The organism is Actinomycetospora sp. CA-101289, assembly GCF_050955895.1.
In the GTDB taxonomy this organism is placed as follows: domain Bacteria; phylum Actinomycetota; class Actinomycetes; order Mycobacteriales; family Pseudonocardiaceae; genus Actinomycetospora.
On sequence record NZ_CP192093.1, the window covers coordinates 1,647,184 to 1,665,491 of the forward strand.

General features: G+C 70.2%; 20 protein-coding genes. 8 read left to right on the forward strand and 12 right to left on the reverse strand.

What is annotated here, in order from left to right:
* Positions 1–254: 254 nt before the first annotated feature.
* Positions 255–1,436 (reverse strand): MFS transporter, encoded by a 1,182-nt coding sequence (locus tag ACQPX6_RS08225; RefSeq protein WP_433786787.1) that lies wholly within the window; start codon positions 1,434–1,436, stop codon positions 255–257.
* A gap of 56 nt (positions 1,437–1,492) precedes the next feature.
* Here ACQPX6_RS08225 and ACQPX6_RS08230 point away from each other — a divergent pair, with 56 nt between their 5' ends.
* Positions 1,493–2,053, forward strand: coding sequence for a Chromate resistance protein ChrB (locus ACQPX6_RS08230; RefSeq protein ID WP_433786788.1), 561 nt, complete (start codon positions 1,493–1,495; stop codon positions 2,051–2,053).
* A 235-nt stretch (positions 2,054–2,288) separates the two neighbouring features.
* Here ACQPX6_RS08230 and ACQPX6_RS08235 read toward each other — a convergent pair whose 3' ends face one another.
* The gene (locus ACQPX6_RS08235; protein ID WP_433786789.1) at positions 2,289–3,056 is read right to left on the reverse strand and encodes a phosphatase PAP2 family protein; all 768 of its coding nucleotides are present in this window, start codon (positions 3,054–3,056) and stop codon (positions 2,289–2,291) included.
* A complete protein-coding gene (locus ACQPX6_RS08240) occupies positions 3,053–3,676 on the reverse strand; it encodes a DedA family protein (protein ID WP_433786790.1) in 624 nt (207 codons plus the stop codon). Before ACQPX6_RS08240 ends, ACQPX6_RS08235 begins: the two co-directional genes overlap by 4 nt.
* 328 nt (positions 3,677–4,004) lie before the next feature.
* On the opposite strand from ACQPX6_RS08240, the gene ACQPX6_RS08245 reads away from it, so the two are divergent.
* Both ACQPX6_RS08245 and ACQPX6_RS08250 read left to right on the forward strand, forming a co-directional pair.
* The gene (locus ACQPX6_RS08245; RefSeq protein WP_433786793.1) at positions 4,005–4,607 is read left to right on the forward strand and encodes a GAF and ANTAR domain-containing protein; all 603 of its coding nucleotides are present in this window, start codon (positions 4,005–4,007) and stop codon (positions 4,605–4,607) included.
* A gap of 222 nt (positions 4,608–4,829) precedes the next feature.
* Entirely contained in the window at positions 4,830–5,096 is a 267-nt protein-coding gene (locus ACQPX6_RS08250) for a hypothetical protein (protein ID WP_433786794.1), read from the forward strand.
* A 311-nt stretch (positions 5,097–5,407) separates the two neighbouring features.
* On the opposite strand, the gene ACQPX6_RS08255 is transcribed toward ACQPX6_RS08250, so the two are convergent.
* Positions 5,408–5,812, reverse strand: a complete 405-nt coding sequence (locus ACQPX6_RS08255) for a helix-turn-helix domain-containing protein (protein WP_433786796.1) — start codon at positions 5,810–5,812, stop codon at positions 5,408–5,410.
* Positions 5,809–6,435 (reverse strand): ANTAR domain-containing protein, encoded by a 627-nt coding sequence (locus ACQPX6_RS08260; RefSeq protein WP_433786798.1) that lies wholly within the window; start codon positions 6,433–6,435, stop codon positions 5,809–5,811. Before ACQPX6_RS08260 ends, ACQPX6_RS08255 begins: the two co-directional genes overlap by 4 nt.
* Positions 6,436–6,690: 255 nt before the next feature.
* On the opposite strand from ACQPX6_RS08260, the gene ACQPX6_RS08265 reads away from it, so the two are divergent.
* Entirely contained in the window at positions 6,691–6,906 is a 216-nt protein-coding gene (locus ACQPX6_RS08265) for a hypothetical protein (protein ID WP_433786800.1), read from the forward strand.
* 429 nt (positions 6,907–7,335) lie between these two features.
* On the opposite strand, the gene ACQPX6_RS08270 is transcribed toward ACQPX6_RS08265, so the two are convergent.
* Positions 7,336–7,956: a TetR family transcriptional regulator gene (locus ACQPX6_RS08270; protein WP_433786802.1), complete on the reverse strand. Its 621-nt coding sequence runs from the start codon at positions 7,954–7,956 to the stop codon at positions 7,336–7,338.
* A 115-nt stretch (positions 7,957–8,071) separates the two neighbouring features.
* Between ACQPX6_RS08270 and ACQPX6_RS08275 the strand changes: the two genes are divergently transcribed.
* On the forward strand, positions 8,072–8,530 hold the full coding sequence (locus ACQPX6_RS08275; protein ID WP_433786803.1) for a cupin domain-containing protein: 459 nt from the start codon (positions 8,072–8,074) through the stop codon (positions 8,528–8,530).
* 131 nt (positions 8,531–8,661) lie between these two features.
* On the opposite strand, the gene ACQPX6_RS08280 is transcribed toward ACQPX6_RS08275, so the two are convergent.
* The 3 genes from ACQPX6_RS08280 to ACQPX6_RS08290 form a co-directional block, all read right to left on the reverse strand.
* Positions 8,662–8,991 (reverse strand): GYD domain-containing protein, encoded by a 330-nt coding sequence (locus ACQPX6_RS08280; protein WP_433786805.1) that lies wholly within the window; start codon positions 8,989–8,991, stop codon positions 8,662–8,664.
* Positions 8,992–10,351: 1,360 nt separating this feature from the next.
* Complete coding sequence (locus ACQPX6_RS08285) at positions 10,352–10,738, reverse strand: DUF4386 family protein (RefSeq protein ID WP_433786806.1); 387 nt, start codon at positions 10,736–10,738, stop codon at positions 10,352–10,354.
* Between the two features lie 341 nt (positions 10,739–11,079).
* Positions 11,080–11,508, reverse strand: a complete 429-nt coding sequence (locus tag ACQPX6_RS08290) for a YybH family protein (RefSeq protein ID WP_433786807.1) — start codon at positions 11,506–11,508, stop codon at positions 11,080–11,082.
* 179 nt (positions 11,509–11,687) lie between these two features.
* On the opposite strand from ACQPX6_RS08290, the gene ACQPX6_RS08295 reads away from it, so the two are divergent.
* Together ACQPX6_RS08295 and ACQPX6_RS08300 are read left to right on the forward strand one after the other, a co-directional pair.
* The gene (locus ACQPX6_RS08295) at positions 11,688–12,119 is read left to right on the forward strand and encodes a hypothetical protein (RefSeq protein ID WP_433786810.1); all 432 of its coding nucleotides are present in this window, start codon (positions 11,688–11,690) and stop codon (positions 12,117–12,119) included.
* A gap of 355 nt (positions 12,120–12,474) precedes the next feature.
* Positions 12,475–13,407, forward strand: a complete 933-nt coding sequence (locus tag ACQPX6_RS08300; protein ID WP_433788219.1) for an SPFH domain-containing protein — start codon at positions 12,475–12,477, stop codon at positions 13,405–13,407.
* A gap of 1,040 nt (positions 13,408–14,447) precedes the next feature.
* Here ACQPX6_RS08300 and ACQPX6_RS08305 read toward each other — a convergent pair.
* Positions 14,448–14,789: a hypothetical protein gene (locus ACQPX6_RS08305; RefSeq protein WP_433786811.1), complete on the reverse strand. Its 342-nt coding sequence runs from the start codon at positions 14,787–14,789 to the stop codon at positions 14,448–14,450.
* A gap of 281 nt (positions 14,790–15,070) precedes the next feature.
* On the opposite strand from ACQPX6_RS08305, the gene ACQPX6_RS08310 reads away from it, so the two are divergent.
* Positions 15,071–15,772, forward strand: coding sequence for a ScbR family autoregulator-binding transcription factor (locus ACQPX6_RS08310; protein ID WP_433786813.1), 702 nt, complete (start codon positions 15,071–15,073; stop codon positions 15,770–15,772).
* 985 nt (positions 15,773–16,757) lie between these two features.
* On the opposite strand, the gene ACQPX6_RS08315 is transcribed toward ACQPX6_RS08310, so the two are convergent.
* Together ACQPX6_RS08315 and ACQPX6_RS08320 are read right to left on the reverse strand one after the other, a co-directional pair.
* Entirely contained in the window at positions 16,758–17,201 is a 444-nt protein-coding gene (locus ACQPX6_RS08315; protein WP_433786814.1) for a BLUF domain-containing protein, read from the reverse strand.
* 240 nt (positions 17,202–17,441) lie between these two features.
* The gene (locus ACQPX6_RS08320; RefSeq protein WP_433786816.1) at positions 17,442–18,020 is read right to left on the reverse strand and encodes a hypothetical protein; all 579 of its coding nucleotides are present in this window, start codon (positions 18,018–18,020) and stop codon (positions 17,442–17,444) included.
* Positions 18,021–18,308: the final 288 nt, after the last annotated feature.

The window sequence follows — 18,308 nt, forward strand, 5'->3', positions numbered from 1 at the left end:
TCGGGTATTCGCCGAGGATGCCCGAGAGCGGCATGCTCAGCATGACCGGTCGCTGGTAGACCGGGTAATCGGCGGCGGGGCGAAGGGCCGCGGCCGCCATGCCGGCGCCGTGGAGCGGTCCTGCTCAGACTTACCACACCGTCGAGCCGGCTGCGTTACATCGGCCACGTCGGCACCGGCCTGCGTGACAGCGAGCGCGGCCGACGATCAAGGCTGCCGATCCGGCCCGGCTGGCGCTGCGGTCGTGGTCGAGGTCAACGGGCGGTCGGTGCCGCATGCTTGCGGAGGCCACGCCAGCCCACGGCGCCGGAGAGGGCGCTGACGCCGGCGAGGACCACGAGGGCCACCGGCAGGGTCGTTGCGGCGGCGACCCCGCCGACGAGCAGCGGACCTCCCGCGTCCCCGAGCTCGCGGCCGAGCTCGGCGTTGCCCATCGTGCGTCCCATTCGCTCTTCGGGGGTGGACGCGGCGAGGTGTGCGAAGGCCAGCGGGGTGACCGTGCTGACCGTGATCCCGAAGGCCACCGCGGCGGCGAACAGGGTGGTCGCGTTCGGCAGGACCGCGAGGACGACGAGCCCGACCGTGGCGACGAGCATCCCGAGGGCGCTCCCGCTGCTGATCGTGATGCGTCGCTGGTCGCGCAGCCGTCCGACCACGGGCTGCATGGCCGCCGAGGTCAGTGCGAGCAGCGCGACGGCGGCGGCGCCGGCGAGGGGGTGCAGGCCGAGGCGGACGGCGAGTAGGGGGAAGAACCCTGTGGCGACGCCGAGGATCGCGGTGGTCGTCGCCAGCAGGAGGGTCGGGATGAGGAACCCGCGCTCCGTGGTCTGCCGCACCAGGTCGAGGAGGGTGTAGCGGGGGCGGGGCTTGACCGGCAGCGTCGGCATCGCGATGGCCACCCAGAGGCCTCCCGCGGCGGCGAGCGCGCCGAGGGCCACGTAGACCGCCTGGATACCGAGCCAGTGGTTCAGCCCGATGCCGAGGAGCGGGCCGAGCACGTAGCCGACGCTCTTCCAGGCGCCGTACCGTCCGAAGTACCGGCCGAGGCGCTCCGGGCCGGCCAGCCGGGCCACCGCGGCCGAGGACGCCGGGGAGAAGGCCGAGGCGGCGGCGCCCTGACCGAACCGGGCAACGGCGAGCACCAGCAGGGACGCGTCGACGAGTGCCAGCAGCGACGCGAGGAAGAACGCGACGAGGCCGCCCACGATCACCGGCTTTGCCCCGATCCGGTCGCTCAGGGCACCGAAGAAGGGCTTGAGGATCACCTCGGCCACGTCGTAGAGCGCCAGGACCAGACCGAGGCCGAGCAGGGACAGCCCGATGTCGTCGGTGCCGGCACCGAGCACCGAGGCCACACCGTGCGCGCCGAACGCCGTGGTGAAGCCGGCCAGGTAGAGCGGAGCCAGGCCTCGCCGATCGACGCGCTGGTCCGTCACGTCGAGCAAAGTAACACTTGCTACATCCACCGGGTGCGCCTCGATACCCTCCAGTCGTGACGAGCGAGGTCGAGTGGCTGCTGGCCGTGGTGCAGGTGCCGGCGCAGCCTTCCCGGCATCGCGTGGCGGTGTGGCGGGAGCTCCGCCGGGCGGGAGCGGTGCCGGTGTCGCAGGGCACCTGGGCGCTCCCGGCGACCGACACCTTCCGTCGGGCGCTCGAGCGGGCCGCCGAGCTCGCCGCCGATGGACAGGGCTCGGTGGCCGTGTTCGGGGTCGAACCGCAGGACGAGGCCGCTCGGGCCCTCGTCGAGGACTCCTTCCGGGCGGCGCGCGTCGACGAATGGCGTGAGTTCGTCGCGGACTGCGGCAAGTTCACCGACGAGATCGCGAGAGAGATCGCCAAGCAGAAGTACACGTTCGCTGAGCTCGAGGAGGAGGAGCAGAGCCTCGACCGGCTGCGGCGGTGGTACCGGGACCTCAAGAAGCGCGACATCCTCGCGCTCCCCGACGCCCGAGCGGCCGCGACGACGCTGCACGAGTGCGAACAGGCCCTCGACCACTACGCCGAGCAGGTCTACGCCGCGCATCGCGCGACCTCGTCGACCGAGCCCACTTGAGTGCGCCTCGTGTTGAGTGCGCATCGTTGAGGTCAAGGGCGATGGCGGGCGCCGGAGTCCTTCCGGTTGGCGGGGCTCGTAAGTTCGCAGCATCCGCATGCGTCTTGGAGCAGGCCCAGCTCCCGCCCAGTGGAGGCCCGCCGCCAGAGGGCGAATGACCACCCGCCGGGCGTCGACCCCGGTGGTGCGTGGATGTGCCCTGATGGGCTCGACCTCGATGGGAGGCGTCCGCCATTCAGACGTCGGTGTCGAGGGAACTTTCCCGCAGGTGGGCGTGCCGTGGATGGGCTTGCCGAACCGCGACCACCCGGTGCACGACGAGGCAGGTGGTGAGCCACAGGACGCCGAGCAACCAGCCGGTGAGGACGTCGCTGGCCCAGTGGACGGCCAGGTAGAGGCGACTGAGCCCGATCGCGAGGACGATCAGGACCGTGCCGGCGGCGACGAGGGCCCGGAGAGGACCACGGAGCCGGGGTGCCGCGAGCACGGCGAGGACGCCGAGCACCGCGGCCGCGACCAGTGCGTGCCCGGAGGGGAACGACGCGTTCGTCTCGACGGCCAGCCGCAACGCGACCGGTGGTCGGGGGCGCCCGACGAGGTCCTTGACGCCCACCACGAGGATCGCCGACCCCCCGACCACGACGGCGATCAGCACGGCCTCGGCCCGGTGCCGCCGAACGAACAGCACCACCGCGACGAGCATCGCCAGCGTGGCGACCACCCCGGTGGCGCCGGCGTCGCTGACCCCGGTGGCCAGGGTCGTCTCGGCGGGATCGCGGTGGCTCACGAACCATCCCCACACCGGTCCGTCGAGGCGGGTCAGACCGTCTTGGTCCACCACCTGGTCGACGAGCTCTCCGACGGCCACGGCCAGCACCGCGACGACGATGCCGCCGGCAAGGGCGATCGCCCGACCGGGACGGCGGCGTGCCCAGGGGGTCTGTCCCACGACCAGGGCGATCACGAGCAGCACCAGCGTGCCCGCCACCGCGAGCGCGGTCACGAACCGCGCCCGACGCGGCGGTGACCCCGGACGAGCTCAACGACCACCGGGACCAGGGACACGACCACGATCACTGCGATGATCGGCAGCAGGTACTGGTCCACACCGGGGATCGAGGCTCCGAGCAGGTGCCCGGCCAGGGTCAGCCCGACCGCCCAGACGACCCCGCCGACGATCTGCCAGAGCGTGAACGTCGCAGTGGGCACGCGCAGCGCCCCGGCCACCGGGTTGATCACGGTGCGGACTACCGGGACGAAACGGGCCAGGACGATCGCCTTGCCGTAGCCGTAGCGCCGGAGGAAGCCGTCCGCCCGGTCCATGGCCCCGCGGACTCGCGGGGACCGGTCCCGGGAACGCAGCGCCGGTCCGGCCCGGCGGCCGATCCACCAGCCGCACTGGGCTCCGAGGACGGCCCCGAGCGGGGCGCCGACGAGGACCGCGGCCAGGGGCAGGTGGGCTGGCGAGCCGACCGCGGTGGCGGTGAGGACCCCGGCGGTGAACAGCAACGAGTCCCCGGGCAGGAAGAACCCGACCAGGAGCCCGGTCTCGACGAAGAGCACCAGCGGGACGGCGGCCACCCCGAGGAGCGCGATCCACCACGAGGCGTCGAGGAGGCTCATCGCCGGCGTCCCTCGCCCCGCCGCGTCCGGTGCGCATCTCTCATGCTCCCCAGCCTGCGCCCCGTCCCGTGTGAGCGGGATGTACGCCTGGTCATGCCAGCTGCGCGAGGAGCGCGTCGAGGGCGGCCTTCTCGCTGGTGTTATCCGGGTTGGTGGCGCGGAGTTCGCGCAGCACCGCGTCGTCTTCCCGTCGACCGCCTCGGGCCCGCCGCCACCGACCCGCATGCTCGGACCACTGCGCCGGTGCGTTCCAGCCAGACCACCACGCCCGATCGGGCTCGCTCACGATTTCCGCCGTTGCCCCGCCGCTCGACCCACCGTCCCGGGCGTGGAGGCCGGCAGCGTCTCGATGACCGAGCACGACCGCATCGAGACCCGGTACCCGACCAGCGAGAGGATCCGCAAGCTCGACGAGAAGCAGAGCGAGCTGCGCGAGGGTCCCTGCATCACCGCGATCGAGGACCCGCCGGAGAGCGGCACCGTCGTCGCCCAGGACCTGGGCGGCGTCGACAGCGAGCGGTGGCCACGGTTCGCCCCCTACGCCGTCGAGGCGGGCTACCGGGCGCTGATGTCGACCCAGCTCTCGGTCGACGGCGGCATCCGCGCCGCCTTGAACCTCTACTCGGCCACCCCGGACGCGTTCGACGAGCACGCCCAGACCCTGGCCGGGCTGTTCGGCATCCAGGCTTCGGTGCTGCTCTACGGCGTGGACACCGCGATCCACCTGCAGCGCGCGGTGGACAGCCGCGACCTGATCGGGCAGGCGAAGGGTCTGCTCCGGGAGCGGTTCAAGGTCGACGACGAAGGCGCGTTCCGGATGCTGGTCAAGTCCTCCCAGGACACCAACATGGAGCTCACTGCCGTCGCCCAGTGGCTCCTCGACAACGCCGACGCCTCGGGTTCTCGCCGCGAGGCAGGTCAAGCGCGCTGAGTTCGACCGTGGGCGCCGCACGCCGGCGCGTGAGGCGTCGGGGCCGGCCACACCTGCACGGGCCCGCCCGGCACGACTGAGCCCGGACCGCCGAGGGCCTGATGCACGGGATGCCGCCTGGGGTGTGTTGACGTCGCGCCCGATCGGGCAAGGTACGCGGAACGGTCCACCACGGTGCCGACTTCTGGTCCGACCAGCAGCCCGCACACTCGGAGGTGACCGATGCCCGGCAACGGGTCGATCGACGTCGAGACAGTCCTGGAACAGGCGCACGCCGCCATCGCCGACATCACCGTCGGTGAGGTCGTTGCCGAGCACGTCATCCCGGAGCCGGACGACGAGATCGCGCTGCACGCGCCGCTGAAGCGGGAGCACCCCGGGCCGATGGAGATCGACCCGGCCACCGAGGCCGTTCTCCAGCAGTACCTCGGCGGCGTGGAGAGGGTGCCGCAGCCTCGGCCGTCCGGCCCCGACCGTGGCGCTCGGTGAGCGCGCGGGTGCCGACCACCGACGGCCGCTTCGGGTCTCAGCTCCGACGAGCAGGCGACGAATCGACGTCCGGGCGTCGTCCGCCATCCACGGCAACAACGGCTACGGCGACAAGACGCCCTGTAGGGGCTCTGTCGGGCCCGATCTGTTCCGAGTTCGAGCGCGTCGCTCGCGTCCGCGGGATCGCCGTCTCCTGAACCGCAGTCGATGCCGTGCGAGAACCCGGTGTCAGCGGTGTGGCGCGGTCGGGCGCGGAGATCCCCGGTCGGCCGGCCGCAGCGGCACCAGCCGGTCGAGGTTGGAGACGGCGGTCAGCCCGCCAGGGCGCCCGGACGGGGTCCGGTATCGCCCTGGTCGCTGGTGCGTTGAGGGCCTTCGTTGGCGATGCGGAACTGCTGGGCGATCTGGATCAGGGATCGCCACTGCTCATCGGTGAGGTGGTGGACGTCCTCGGGCAGGGCGCGGACCCGGTGGGCGGGTCGGCGGAGCTCGGCGAGCACCGAGTTGTAGTCGAGGTCCAACGCGGTGCACAGCGGCCTGATCGTGCCGTAGCGAGCGTGCGTGACCCGGCCCTTGATCACGTTGTGGACGGTGCCCTCGGAGACGGGATCGTCGAGGTCGGCGGTGAGACGGGCGAGCTGCTTGATGTTCAGGCCGCGCCGTTGCATCGCGTCGAGGAGGATCTCACCCAGGCTCCGGTCCACAGGGCGCGTCATGCGGCGTGGCCGTCGGGCGACGCCGCGGGGGAGCGGTCGGTGGTGAGCCAGTGGGCGACCGTGGTGAGCTTCACGTTGGTTTCCTGCGAAGACTTCACGAGTATCTGGAACGCGGCCTCGTCGTCGACCTTGAACCGTTCCATGAGGATGCCCTTGGCCTGCGCGATCAGGTCCCGGCTGTCCACGGCCTTCTGCAGGAGCGCGACCTGGCTGGCGCCGTAGAGCAGCAGTGTGGCCTGGACGCCGAACAGCCCGGCCATGGTGCGGCAGTGCTCGCTGAACGCGTTCGGCGCGGCTGAGTAGAGGTTCAGTGCGGCACGCAGGCCGCCGTCGGTGGACAGCGTGGTCGACATCAGCCCGCGGTACCCGGCCTCGACCGCCTCAGGGGCGAACCGCGGCCACCGCTCGCCGTCAGGGCCGGCGAGGTCCTGGGCCCACCACGACCCCGCTGTCGGCGGATCGTTGAGGGCGCTGATGCACGGACCCTCGTAGAGCCGGCCCTGCTTCTCGTCGAGCTCGCGGATCGCTTCGCTGGTGGGGTGGCGGGTCTCGACACGCCCGTGCTGGCTGATGGAGATGCTGCCGGCGTCGACCGAGGGGATGGTGTCGACCGCGGCGGACACGATCTGGCCGAGTGTCTCTTCCAGGTCGCGGATGGTGAGACGGTCGGCCCACCCACGGGCAGCTGCGCGCAGAGCGATGACCAACTGGTCGTTCTCGACGGGATGTGCGGCGACCGACGCTCCCGTGGCGGCGCCGAGTGCCGGTGCGGGCGGTGCCCAGGCACCGGCGGGCAGGCGGCCCGTGGCGTCGGGACCCAACGCCGCGCTCGGTGACCTCTCGTCCTTCCGCACCATCACCCAGGACATGCTCCCAAGGTGAACGCCGGCGATCAGTCGGGCGCCACGAACCGCGCGACCGATCTCGAGACTGCCTGGGACCAGGCGCAGGGCCGGCTCCAGGCCAGAGACGACGCGGCCTGGACCCGCATCGACGGCAGGATCGACGAGGTGCTCACCCAGGCGCGGGCCAGCACCCCCGATCCCGCCGCCGAGCAGGCCGCCCTCACCGCCCTGCTGGGCGAACTGGGCTGAGACTCCGAGGTGTCGCGGCCGGCGCGGTGACCCCTTCGGGTCGCCGGACCACGGCGCGGTGCAGGACCAGGAAGTCGATGGCCGTGTCGAGGACCCGGGGGTGAGCGTGACGACGACGGAGGTCGTGGCGTAGGGGCACAATGACCCGCCCGTCGCGCGCGCACACACCGGAGTAGCCGGACGTCCAGCAGCCTTCAGCACCGTGACCAGACCGCCGCCGACAACGTGGCTGAAGATCCGGGACCGGTGCACGTCGAGCCCGGCCCGGACGGCGAGTAGGTGGAGCCCCAGGCTGAGCGGGCGCACGGGCGTTGGTGCTGTCGTCCCGGGTGGACACTGTGCGGACCCACCCCTGGCGGGCCGGACGGGGCGCGGGTCGCTAGGCACCCCCTCGGCTCTCCTGCCCGCCGGGCTCAAGCTACTCGTGCCTCACGGCCTCGCCCCGGCTGGCGGGAATCCGGTCATGGCCGCCCGCAGGAGCGCTTGGGCTGTCCAGGCCATGAGCTCGATGGCGTCCTCGCGCGCGAGCCCGGCGACATCGGTCAGCCAGACCAGCGCCTCCACGCCGGTGGCACTGCGGATCGCGAGGACCAGCTGGTGGACGGTCTTCTCGGGGAGCTGCCCGTGCAGCGGCGCGAGGGCCTCCTCGATCCATCCGATGGCTCGTCCCTGCCGCAGGGGGAGGTCCGTGTGCTCGGGGGGATCGGCCTCCAGCGAGAGCCGCAGCATCGTCCGCTGCTGGGCCTCGGTGTCGAGGACGATCCGGGTGAACGCCGCGACCACCATCCCCAGTCGCTGCGCGGGATCGTCCGGCGGCTCGGGTGGGAGCAGTGATGTCGCAACGGTCTCGGGGTGGGCGGCTGCGAGCAGTGCGTGTTGGTTGGGGAAGTAGCGGTAGGCCGTGGTCCGCGAAACGGCCGCTGCCGCGGCGGCCGCCTCGACCGTGGGGGTGTCTCCCGTCGCGATGAGCTCTCGCGCCGCCGCGGTCAGTGCCTCGCGGGTGCGACGCTTTTGCGCCCGACGTCCGTGAGTTTCGTAGGCGGTTGACACCGCATTGATGGTACTGCACTCTCATCGTGGGACGCGAGTACCATATAGGCTCGGGTCGTGGAGACAGGTGGACGATATGGCGGTGGCGAGCACTCCCGTTCCGATCATCCGGGCGGTGGAGGACGGGGACCGGCGGTGGTTCTACGGCGGCGGGGTGCACACGTGGAAGGCGACCGCTGAGGAGACCGGGGGCGCCTTCCTCCTGTTCGAGGACCAGATGGAGCAGGGCAAGACGACACCGCTGCACCGCCATCCCGAGTCCGACGAGACGATGTACGTCCTCGACGGCGAGATCCTCGTGCACATGGACGGCGAGGACCACCAGGTGGCCGCGGGTGGGCTCGCGGTCGCTCCCCGCGGAGTTCCGCACGCCTTTCTCGTCCTGTCCGAGCGGGCGCGCCTGCTGTGTCTGCACACCCCCGGCTGTGCTCAGGCCTTCTATCTGGGCGCCAGCGAACCGATCAGCCCTGACGGTCCCGCGACCGGACCCGTGGACTTCGCCCGCATCCGTGTCTCGGGGGAACGCCACGGCGGGATCGAGATCCTCGGTCCGCCCCCGTTCGACCACAGCTGAGTCGGGGGCCGCACCGTCCCGCGCTTCCTGCCTATGCGTGAGCGTGGCGAGGGCGGCCGTGGGCCGGACCCACAGGCTCGCTGCGTTGATGGCGATAGACGTCGGTAGGCTGGGTATGGGCGTAGGAACAGCTATCGCGCTGGCTTGTACTGCGAAGCTACGCCTTGTGCTTGCTGGAGGGAGCTGGCCCACTCGTCCCCACTCAGTAAACGAGTGGTCTTCGCCGAGCTGATAGCGCCTCCCGCTCCAATGGTGAGGGCTAGACTAGCCGCAATCGCATCGTCGGGCGCCTCGAAGACCACAAGCACATCGTACTCGCCGAATGGATGCCCGGCCGCCACGATCCGGGCTCCTGCGGACTCGTAGATCGGCGCCACTGCCTCGATGCGGTTCTGAGGGTTCCTAATCTGCGCTGACAGCGACTCCGCCGTGTAGGCGGCCTGGTACAGGTAGAGCGGCATGACCATCCCCTTGTCGAAATCCCGCTACTCTCAGTCCGAGCGCAGAAGGCGACTCTCGAGAAGCGAGCACGGTACTACCCTGATAAGATTCGAGCAACGAGTGACCGAGCGGAGCCCGCCGAGCACGCTGCGGCTAATAGCGATGGCCGAGATGGTCATTTCGCGGCATGCAGGCGCTTACGGTATTGCGGGGCCTGATCGTTGGGCGCAGCACCTACTGGTCCGGCAGCGCATGCGCTCCGACCCAGCTCCGCCACCTGCGCAGCCACGCCGGTAGCCAGCTGACGGCGCCAGGGCTTAGCCACGGGCCTCGGTCGACGGCGATCTGGCCGCGACCACGACCAGAGCTGAGGCTGGCCGCTGAGCGCGTCCTGATAATCGGCTTCTATGCCACACGGCTCGGGGTCACTGCTTAGCGGCCTCCTGTGGGGTGGCGCGACGAGGGGCGCCCCCTGCGCCTGATGGGACGCCTCTAGCGGCTGAAGATCGCAGATCGTGGTGCGAATCGTGGTGCGAACTGGGGGCTGCGAGGGACTCGTGGAGCCCTCGGAGACACGCGAGTGAGAACTCGTCACGAGGCACGCGCACGTTGCGCGCCGGGAGGGCCGCAACGTCTGCGTCGGTCACCTCCATATCTGATTCGGTGACATCAGGGACCGACAGCTGGAAGGACGAGTCCGCTGTGCGCTCGGCTCGGGCTGGGCCGGCCACTACTGGGCCATCACCAGCGGTCCTCGGGTACTCAAGGCGGCGCTGGTGACATCGAGCTCAGCGGGACCGGGTTCGACGTCGTTACCGACGGAGGCGGGGGCGCCGGCTCTCGGCGACTCCACCCGCGGCGAGGAGAATGGTCGCGTAGGTGCCGACCGCGATGATCAGCATGGCGATCACCGTCGCCGCCTCGACCAGTTCCGCGGCGCTCGCCTGTCCGGCTGCTCGGGCTGCTCGGCCAACGTCGAGACCGTTCTTTCCGTCGGATGGTTCAGACGGGCTTCTGCCCCTCCCACCACGGGTTCGCATCACCGGCTCGGTGCTGCCCAGAGCGCTTCGCGCCGTTACCTCACGCCCGGGGCGTCCTGCCGCCGCGTCGGCGCGGGTTGCCGTGGTCCACGCTACGAGCTCGTTCCGACGTGTCACCCATCGGATCGCCGGCCCCGAACGTCGTCCCTCCCCCCGGACGACGACCGGGGCCGGCTTCGTGTCAGCAACGGACAAGCCGCCGGTCCGTCCGGCGTGCGGTGACCTGCCTCAAGCCAGCAAGGGCTGAGCCCTGCCGGTACTCCGCAACGGGAGCGTCCGGTTGGCGATGTCCCTTCGTGGGTGGTCCGCGGGTCCTGTCGTCGGGGGGAGGCTGGGCGAACTAGGTGTCGGTCTGCCTTCGGCGGAAGGCGATGACCGCGAGCGCGATCGTTGCGGCGGGCAGCAGGATCACTGTGGGGGCCGACACGGCCGTCGCGGCTGGCGAGAAGCCCTGCTCGCCGACGACGACGCCGCTGACGAGGTCGAGCACTCCGGACAGCGCGAACAGTGCGCCCAACCAGCCCGGAAGGAGCCGGCTGCGAGCGATGGCGATGCCCAGCAGAACGAGTGCCGCGCCCAGCAGCAGGGCGGCGTAGCTCGTGTGATCAGCTCGTCGGTGGCGACGCCGTCGCGGTAGCTGACGCGGGCCTCCGGTTGCGGTCGTCGAGGACGTTGCCCGTCGAGAGCCGGCCGCGGCGAGCCGTGCCGCAACCACGCCCTCGTGCACGTACCGGCTCTACCTCGAACTGCTGAGCGTCGCGCGTCGGAGTGCCTCGCGCGCTGGCGATCGAATGCCGGGACCGGCGGCTACCGCGCGGGGCGGGTCACGGTGCCGTTTCCAGCACCACCGCGAGTGCACGACCGGCAACCTGCGACGGCGCTCGACGAGAACATCCCCGAGCCGCGCGGGTAGACATGTCCGATGAGCCAACGGCGAGCGGGCGGCGCCAGTTGGAGCCATCACTCGAGCTTGATCGCCGGGGCGCTGTCAACGGTCGAGGTGGAGGTGCGCTCGCGGTGCTATGAGGGACGCCGGAGATTCTCGCGGGTGAGCAAAGCGAGCGCGGGTCAAGTGTCGAAGACGGTCCGGATCGGCTGCGCAGTCGTGATCGGGTCGGCGTGGCGGTGCGCGACCCTCCAAGCGTCGCCCTCGCGTCGAAAGATCATGGTCACCCGCAGCGATGAGGGGCGCATGCCCTCGTGTCCGGCGAGCTGCAGCTCATTCCGCTCAATTTGGACGACGTAGCCGAGTTCGGGGGTGGAGTATCTCGAGATCTCTTCGCAGTGGACGGAGCCGTCCGTGAAGTGGGCAGCCGCCTCCATGATGGCCTTCTCGACGTCGACTCGCCCGCGGCGAGGCGGTCCTAGAGGGTTGGCGAGCGTGACGTCCTCGCTGCGCGAGAAGAGCTCCGCGACGTAGGTTGGGTCGCCCTTGACGAAAGCGCCGAGCGCCCGCCGGTAGGAGTCGATGGCTTGGTCGAACTCGTTCTCAGCCACAGCGGTCCCTCCTCCTAGTTGAGCGGGACCCCGCACCGACGTCCTCGCGGGCGCCGTGGTCGACAGGCGTTCCCGATGGCCGTTGGCGGGTCGGACAGTTTTCTCGCCGCCGTGGGCTGGCGCAAGGGCGCGCGGCGGCTGAGCAAGCTCGCCGAGGTCCGCTCGAGGCGAGGCAAGCGGTGGTCGTCGACGACGCTCCAAGCGGTGCGCGCCGACCAATAACCGGCTTCTACGACACCGTACCGGCCGCCAACACCGGGCACCCCGCGACCTGGCCGGCGTCGAGGTGGGCGTCGGCCACCACTACTTCGGCCCTGCAGGCCCTCGAGCCCTTCCTCCCGCGTGACGCGATCCGGCTGGGCTTCGTCGGCCTGCCCTTCGACCGGGTCCGTCTCCTGCTCGAGGCCGGGCAGGCGGCGGTGAACGTCTCGAGCGCCGGTGCGTACGTGCTGGAGCAGCGCGGGTTCACCAAGATCGTCGATACGACGTTCGTCATGGGCTTCTTCCGGTCGCCAAGCGCCGGTCCCCAGGACGTCGAGCGGTACTTCCGTGCCCTCCTGCACGCCCAGCAGGAGATCGACCTCGAGCCCCAGTGCTATACCCACTACTGAGCGCGGGAGATTCCCGCGACCCTCGCCGAGCTCGTCGACGTGCGGCGCTGCGGGTCTGGCGGGCGCATCGTGCCCGGACTACACCCGCGAGATGTCGAGCGGTGGCAGGCCTGGATGCAGACCTGGGACCTGCTCGACTCCACCATCGCGGCGAGCGCCCGGTACGAGGACGTCGTCCTCTGACCGGTCGGCTGCACGCCTCCTCCTCGGGACGGGTGAGGCGTCCACGACGCACGCACCGATCCGCGTTGACCGAGAGCTCGGGCAGGGCCATCATCCCCAGTCCCTGCAATACCTATTCGTGGCGACCCCCTGCTCGGTCGGGGGCGGGCCCGCGGGTGAGGGATGTGGCGAAATGATCGTTGCAATTGCGCTATGCATCGCCGTTCTCGTGGTGGCCGCGACGCTGGTCGGGACGAGCGTGCGGATCGTTCGGCAGTACGAGCGCGGAGTCGTGTTCCGGTTCGGCAGGGTGGAGCCTGGCACGACGAGAGCGCCCGGGATCGTCCTGCTCTGGCCGCTCGCGGACCGGATGACGAAGGTCAACATGCAGATCGTGACCCTCCCGGTCCCGGCGCAGGACGGGATCACCCGCGACAACGTCACCGTCCGGGTCGACGCGGTCATCTACTTCCGGGTGGTCGATCCCGTCCGCGTGGCGGTGGACGTGCAGGACTACATGTCCGCGGTCGGGCAGCTCGCCCAGACGTCCCTGCGATCGATCATCGGGAAGAGCGACCTCGACGACCTGCTCAGCAATCGGGAGAAGCTCAACCAGGGCCTCGAGTTGATGATCGACACCCCGGTCATGGACTGGGGCCTGCACATTGACCGTGTCGAGATCAAGGATGTCTCGCTGCCCGAGTCCATGAAGCGTTCCATGTCGCGCCAGGCCGAGGCCGAGCGTGAACGTCGCGCCCGCGTCATCACCGCCGACGGCGAACGCCAGGCGGCGGCGGCGCTCTCCGACGCCGCGGAGATGATGTCGAACCATCCGGCGTCTCTGCAGCTCCGCCTCCTGGAGACGGTCGTGGAGGTGGCGGCCGAGAAGAACTCGACGCTCGTCCTCCCCTTCCCGGTCGAACTGCTGCGGTTCCTCGAGCGCATCACGCCCGAGGAGGACCGTGGCGCGGAGAACCGGGCCGCAAGGGAGTCGGTGCCGCCCCTCCCCCAGCAGAACCCGATCGGGTCCACGGCGCGCCTCAGGTCGACACCCCGGTTGAGCTCCCGGCCACGACCTCGGCCACGACCTCGGAAAAGAACGCCGGTGCGCGCGGCTCGGCGGTGACAGAGCTCCGACGGGCTCGACCTCCGGCCCACGGCGCCAGTGCCCGGGTCGTCCTGTTCGCTGACGAGACGCTAGAGGTCATGACGCGCGGCTGGCCATGCAGTTGAGGAAGTACTTTGGTGACGGTGTTGACCTGAGTCATGGAGCCGCGATTTGTTCCGGAGTGCCGCGCGAGCGGGTCGGGGGCCGTTTGGTTGACGTTCGCCCGGACGGGTCCGCGCGCATGCACCCGGCTGAACCCTCTTCGCGGCAGCGGGTAACGGGCGCGTTCCCGGCACCGACACCGGCGCGAACCAGCACCGACGACCGGGAACGGACGGTGACGGACGTGCTACTCGTAGCCGCGGGGACCCTCTCTCACGTGATCTTGGGGGCGACGCTCTACATCATGGGCCGACGTCACGGCGCTCGCCGACGGCCGCCTCAACGAGTTCGCGTCTCGCTGCCCAGCCGAGGACTCGCGACCGTCTCAGCTACGAAATGGCGTGGGCGTCGGCCCTGATCGACGGTCCTCGAGATCGTCGTCCTCTCGGCTCCCGTTCCTTCGTGCAGGGCCCGTGCGGATCGTCCGCAGCGGTGCACCGGGCATCCAGTCTCCGACTGCGCCCTCTGGCCAAGAAGATCACCGTTAGGTCATAGGTCGACGACTAACTCCGTCAGTCGATCTCCTGGATCGACCGGACCTCCCCGCGGGTCCCGCTGTTGCGGTCGACGGGGGGTGCTGGCGTGTGGCGTCCTGCCGATGGGGCCGCGCCGGGCCATCTCCACTAACCGCTTTCCGTGTTGACGTCTCCATGCGCTGGAGCCGATCTGGTTGCGGCTGCGACCATTGAGGTTGGTCGAGGCGCTTCTGGTGTCGCCGCGTCGCGAGCCAGACCGATGGACCCGATGCCTTTCTCCCCTGGAAGTGGGCGGGCCCGGGGCCTCTCCCGCGCGCGAGCAGTGCAGCACCACCGGCGGCCCGGTTCCTCGGTGCCGTGAACGACGGGCCCGTGCCGGGCGGCCCCCCTCGCCCGGCACGGAGTACGGGGGTGCGGCCGTCAACCCTCGGGCGTCGCGACGTCGCGTCGTTCGTGTCCGCGCGGCGGACCGCCTCTGGGTCGAGGCCGCACGCGATCCGTTGCGTCAGCCCGCAATTCCTGGCACTGCGCGTCGACCTGGTGCCAGATGCGCCGGGCGTCGGGGTCGTCGGACAGCCATTCCCGCGCCTCGGCGGCGGCGGCGGCATCGCCGTGCTCGGCGAGCACGTGCAGTTCGACCAGACGGTCCCGGGCGCGTAGGTCCGCGGCGAGGTCCCGACCCGGCGGCGCGGAGGCCGGAGCTGAACCCTGCGCCTGGACGGCTGGCCGCAGGCCCAGGGTCCTCAAGCCGAGCAGGCTCATACACGCACCCCTTGGATCGTTCGCCCCCCGAGGCAGGCTGCTTCCGGGACCCGAGGCGCACCGGGGTCCGGGGTACGACGACGGTGCGAGGCCGGTGATCCGAGCCGGTTCGGCGCGATGTGACGCGCCGGACCGTCTCGTCACGAGCTAGACCCTTTCGCGCCCTCCCGCGGACCGCGAGCAACGAGGAACATACCGGGCGTTTTCGCGGGATACAAGGACGCCACCGGCCCTGACCGACGCGGTACCGTCGCGGCCGGGCCAGCCGGGGAGGGATCACGATGAGCTCGCGCCCGGACGCCGACGCCACACCCGTCGCCGATACCACCACAGAGCAACGGCGAACCCGCAGGACTCGCGGGCAGCAGCGGCGTGCGGTGGTCACACGCCACGGCCTGCTGGAGGCCGCCGGCGAGCACTTCGCCGCCACCGGCTACCACGGCACGTCGCTGCGGGAGATCCTCGAGGCGTGCGGGGTCACCAAGGGCGCGCTGTACTTCCACTTCCCCAGCAAGCAGGCCCTCGTCGAGGCGCTCGTGGCGGAAACCGTGCAGCGGTGGACCGAGATGGCCGCCGAGGTCCGTGGGCGCGGGATGGACCCGCTCCAAGCGCTCATCGCGTCCTTCGACGGGGTCTTCACCCTGATGTTGACCGACCCGATCGTGCACGGCGCCATCCGGCTCCTCAACGGCCCCGGCGTCCCCTCCGACCAGGCTCGCGAGCACTACCAGCAGGCCGAGGCGTTCGTCACCACCCACCTCTGCGATGCGGCCGCGGCCGGGCTGCTGCGGGACGGAACCGACATCCCCGGGATGGCCCAGTCGATCGTCGCCACCGTGACCGGACACCGAATGATCTGCGACCGCACTGACGCCCTCGATGAGCTCCCCGGTCGAATCCGCGGGATGTGGCGCGCACTCCTGCCCCTCATCGCCTCCCAGGACTGGCTCGACGACCACCATCCGGGTGCGACGACCAGGTGAGCCAGCACGCCTCCAGCGCTGGAAGGCCGAGGCCCCGCGTTCCGGCATCAGGTCCGGGATGCCGCCCACCAGCGCGCCGCAGCGGCACACGACGTGACAAACGCCTGCGGCGGCGTAGGGAGCTTCCCGCTGTCGCCTCTGGTGCTCAGCGGATCACCTATCGTGCCCACTGCTGCCCAGCAAACCTGGCATGCACGCGGTAAGCACGTAACGACGGATCAGATGTTCCAGCGGTGCGGGCTTCGGGCCGGGCCACTCTCGACCGCCGCCGCCTCAACTCTTCCCACGAAGCTTCCGGCGGCCCGACTCCGCCCAACCAGGGGCACCTCAGAGCCTCCACCAGACCCGGGGCGCTTCAATCATGCTACCGAGAACGCCGCACCGCCGCCCAGACTGACGTGGGGTCTTGTCATTCGATCTCGCCCCTGTGTAGCTCGAGGGCGCCTCGGAGGAACCTCGCCGCGGTCGCGCCGTGGTGGTGCACCCGAGAGCACCGGTCCACGACCCACCCGCTGATCGTGGACCGACCACGCTCACCTACTTGAGAGACACGCCCTAGGTCGACCCTGGGGTGCCGTGGCACCCCGGGTCTGGACGTTAAGCCTGCCCTGACACCAGCCTTGTGACCGACCCAGAGGCCGTGCCCGTTTGCGCTATGTCGGAGCGGTTCCAAGTCCCAGGCCAGTAGTCCTCCTGCGAGCGCCTCGTGCCCCCTGAAGATAACAATGGGTGTTCACGCGGACGAAGGCCGTCACTCGTTGGCCGTTCAGACTATGTCATAGGGCTTGGTTGCTGCGAGTGCGCGATGGCGGACGGTTATGAAAGGACCGCGACCTCGGACGAGTCCCCGCCACCAGCAAGACCGACGACGGACGCCAGGCGGCATGGTCGCGTCGGACCATCTCGCGGAACGCCGTCGGCAGCAAGACCGGCGCCTACCTCGCCCTGATGCTGCGATACGCTCTTGGGCGCCGATCAGCGGCGCTCAGACGGCGTCGGCCCCGATGACGTTACGCATCTGCTTGAGCATTGCGGATTCGCCGGCGGTCAGTGGTCTGCCGGCTGCCGAGTGGATGCGCCCGCCGACGTCGTGGAGTGGAATGTCGGCGCGCCCGCTCTTAGAGACCTGCGCCATCGACCATCGGGAGAACGCCCGCACATCGACGGTGCCGGACTCGACGATCGCCACCTGGTCATGTCGGGTGTCTTCGCTGATCCGCTGGTACAGCGCCGTGACCGTGGCTTCGTCACCCTCGAGGGCCTGGGCGAACCAGTGGTCTGTCACGAGGAGCGCGCCGGTAATGCCAGCCTTCTTGTTGTTCGACCGGGCGACGTCGAAGATATTGGCTAGAACAGTCTGTCGTGATTCTTTCGGAATCGTGCTGTGGCTGCGATAAATCAGGCGAAACGTGGTATCCGCGTCCGACATAGCCCCACCTCGCTCGTTGTAGACCGCGCTACCTACACGCCTCGGACTGCGATTACGTGCAGCGGAGGTCCGGGGAGCTTACCGCGTCGGGCAGAAAACATCTACCACGAATCCTTGAGGCGCTTTATCCTCCGCGCTGTACTCCGGGCCTCGCTGCCCCTGTATCCGATCGCATGCAAGCGTGGTCTAGTCGGGCGAAGAGTCCGATAACTCGGTTCTATGTTACATCGTGCCTTTGGTCTACCGCCGCGACCGGATCGTCTCCCGGTCGGATGAGCGCTGAACGATGAGAACAGCCATCTTGGCGAAGGCGTGCTCGGTGGGGGCATTGCCAGCCAGCTTCACAACAGTCGTTGCACTGTGAGGTCGACCTGCCCTTGGGTATTTGAAATAGGAGCCCCAGGCGTCGTTGCCGTAGGCCCAGAGGTATCCGGCCCGGTGGACGGTGTGGTCGAGGGCGTTGCCGATGACGAACTTGTCGTCGTTGAGCCGTTCCCCGCTCTGGGTCACGAGGATCTGGTCGTCGCCGCCGGTGACTTCGTTGGCGACGAGGCCGATCAGGGTCATCAACGGCACGTCGGCTTCGCGCCGGGCGCCGACGAGCTCGGCGTCGGGGTTGTGTAACGCCTGGCGTAGGCCTTGCTCGGCCAGGTCGACCAGTCGGGAGAAGCCGTCCCCCGCGATGGGCCAGCGAGCGGCTCCGCTGGGACCGCCGCCGCCGAGCGGGGTGCTCCAGCGGCCGGTGGAGGTGAAGCGGTAGGTGCCCGGCTCGAGGTAGAGCCCGGTGGCGTTCCAGCTCCGGTTCGCCTCGACGATCACCTGCGCGGTGTTGCCGACGTGGAGGGTGCGGGTGGGCCGGTACTGCTGGACGGGCGGGTTGGCGGCGGTGGCCTGTTGGCGCTGGTAGGCCGAGGCGTGGACGCGGTCGGGTAGGGGCGCTGGCGTCGACCGGTGGTGTGGCGCGGGGGCGGGGCTGCATCGCGGCTTCCTCAGGGGCGCCGAGGAAGCCTTGGCGCATCCCGTGCAGCGTCCCGTTGATGGGGTCGGGCGCGAGCGCCGGGCCGGTGAACGGCAGCCCGACCGCGGCGTGCGCCTGGTCGATCATCG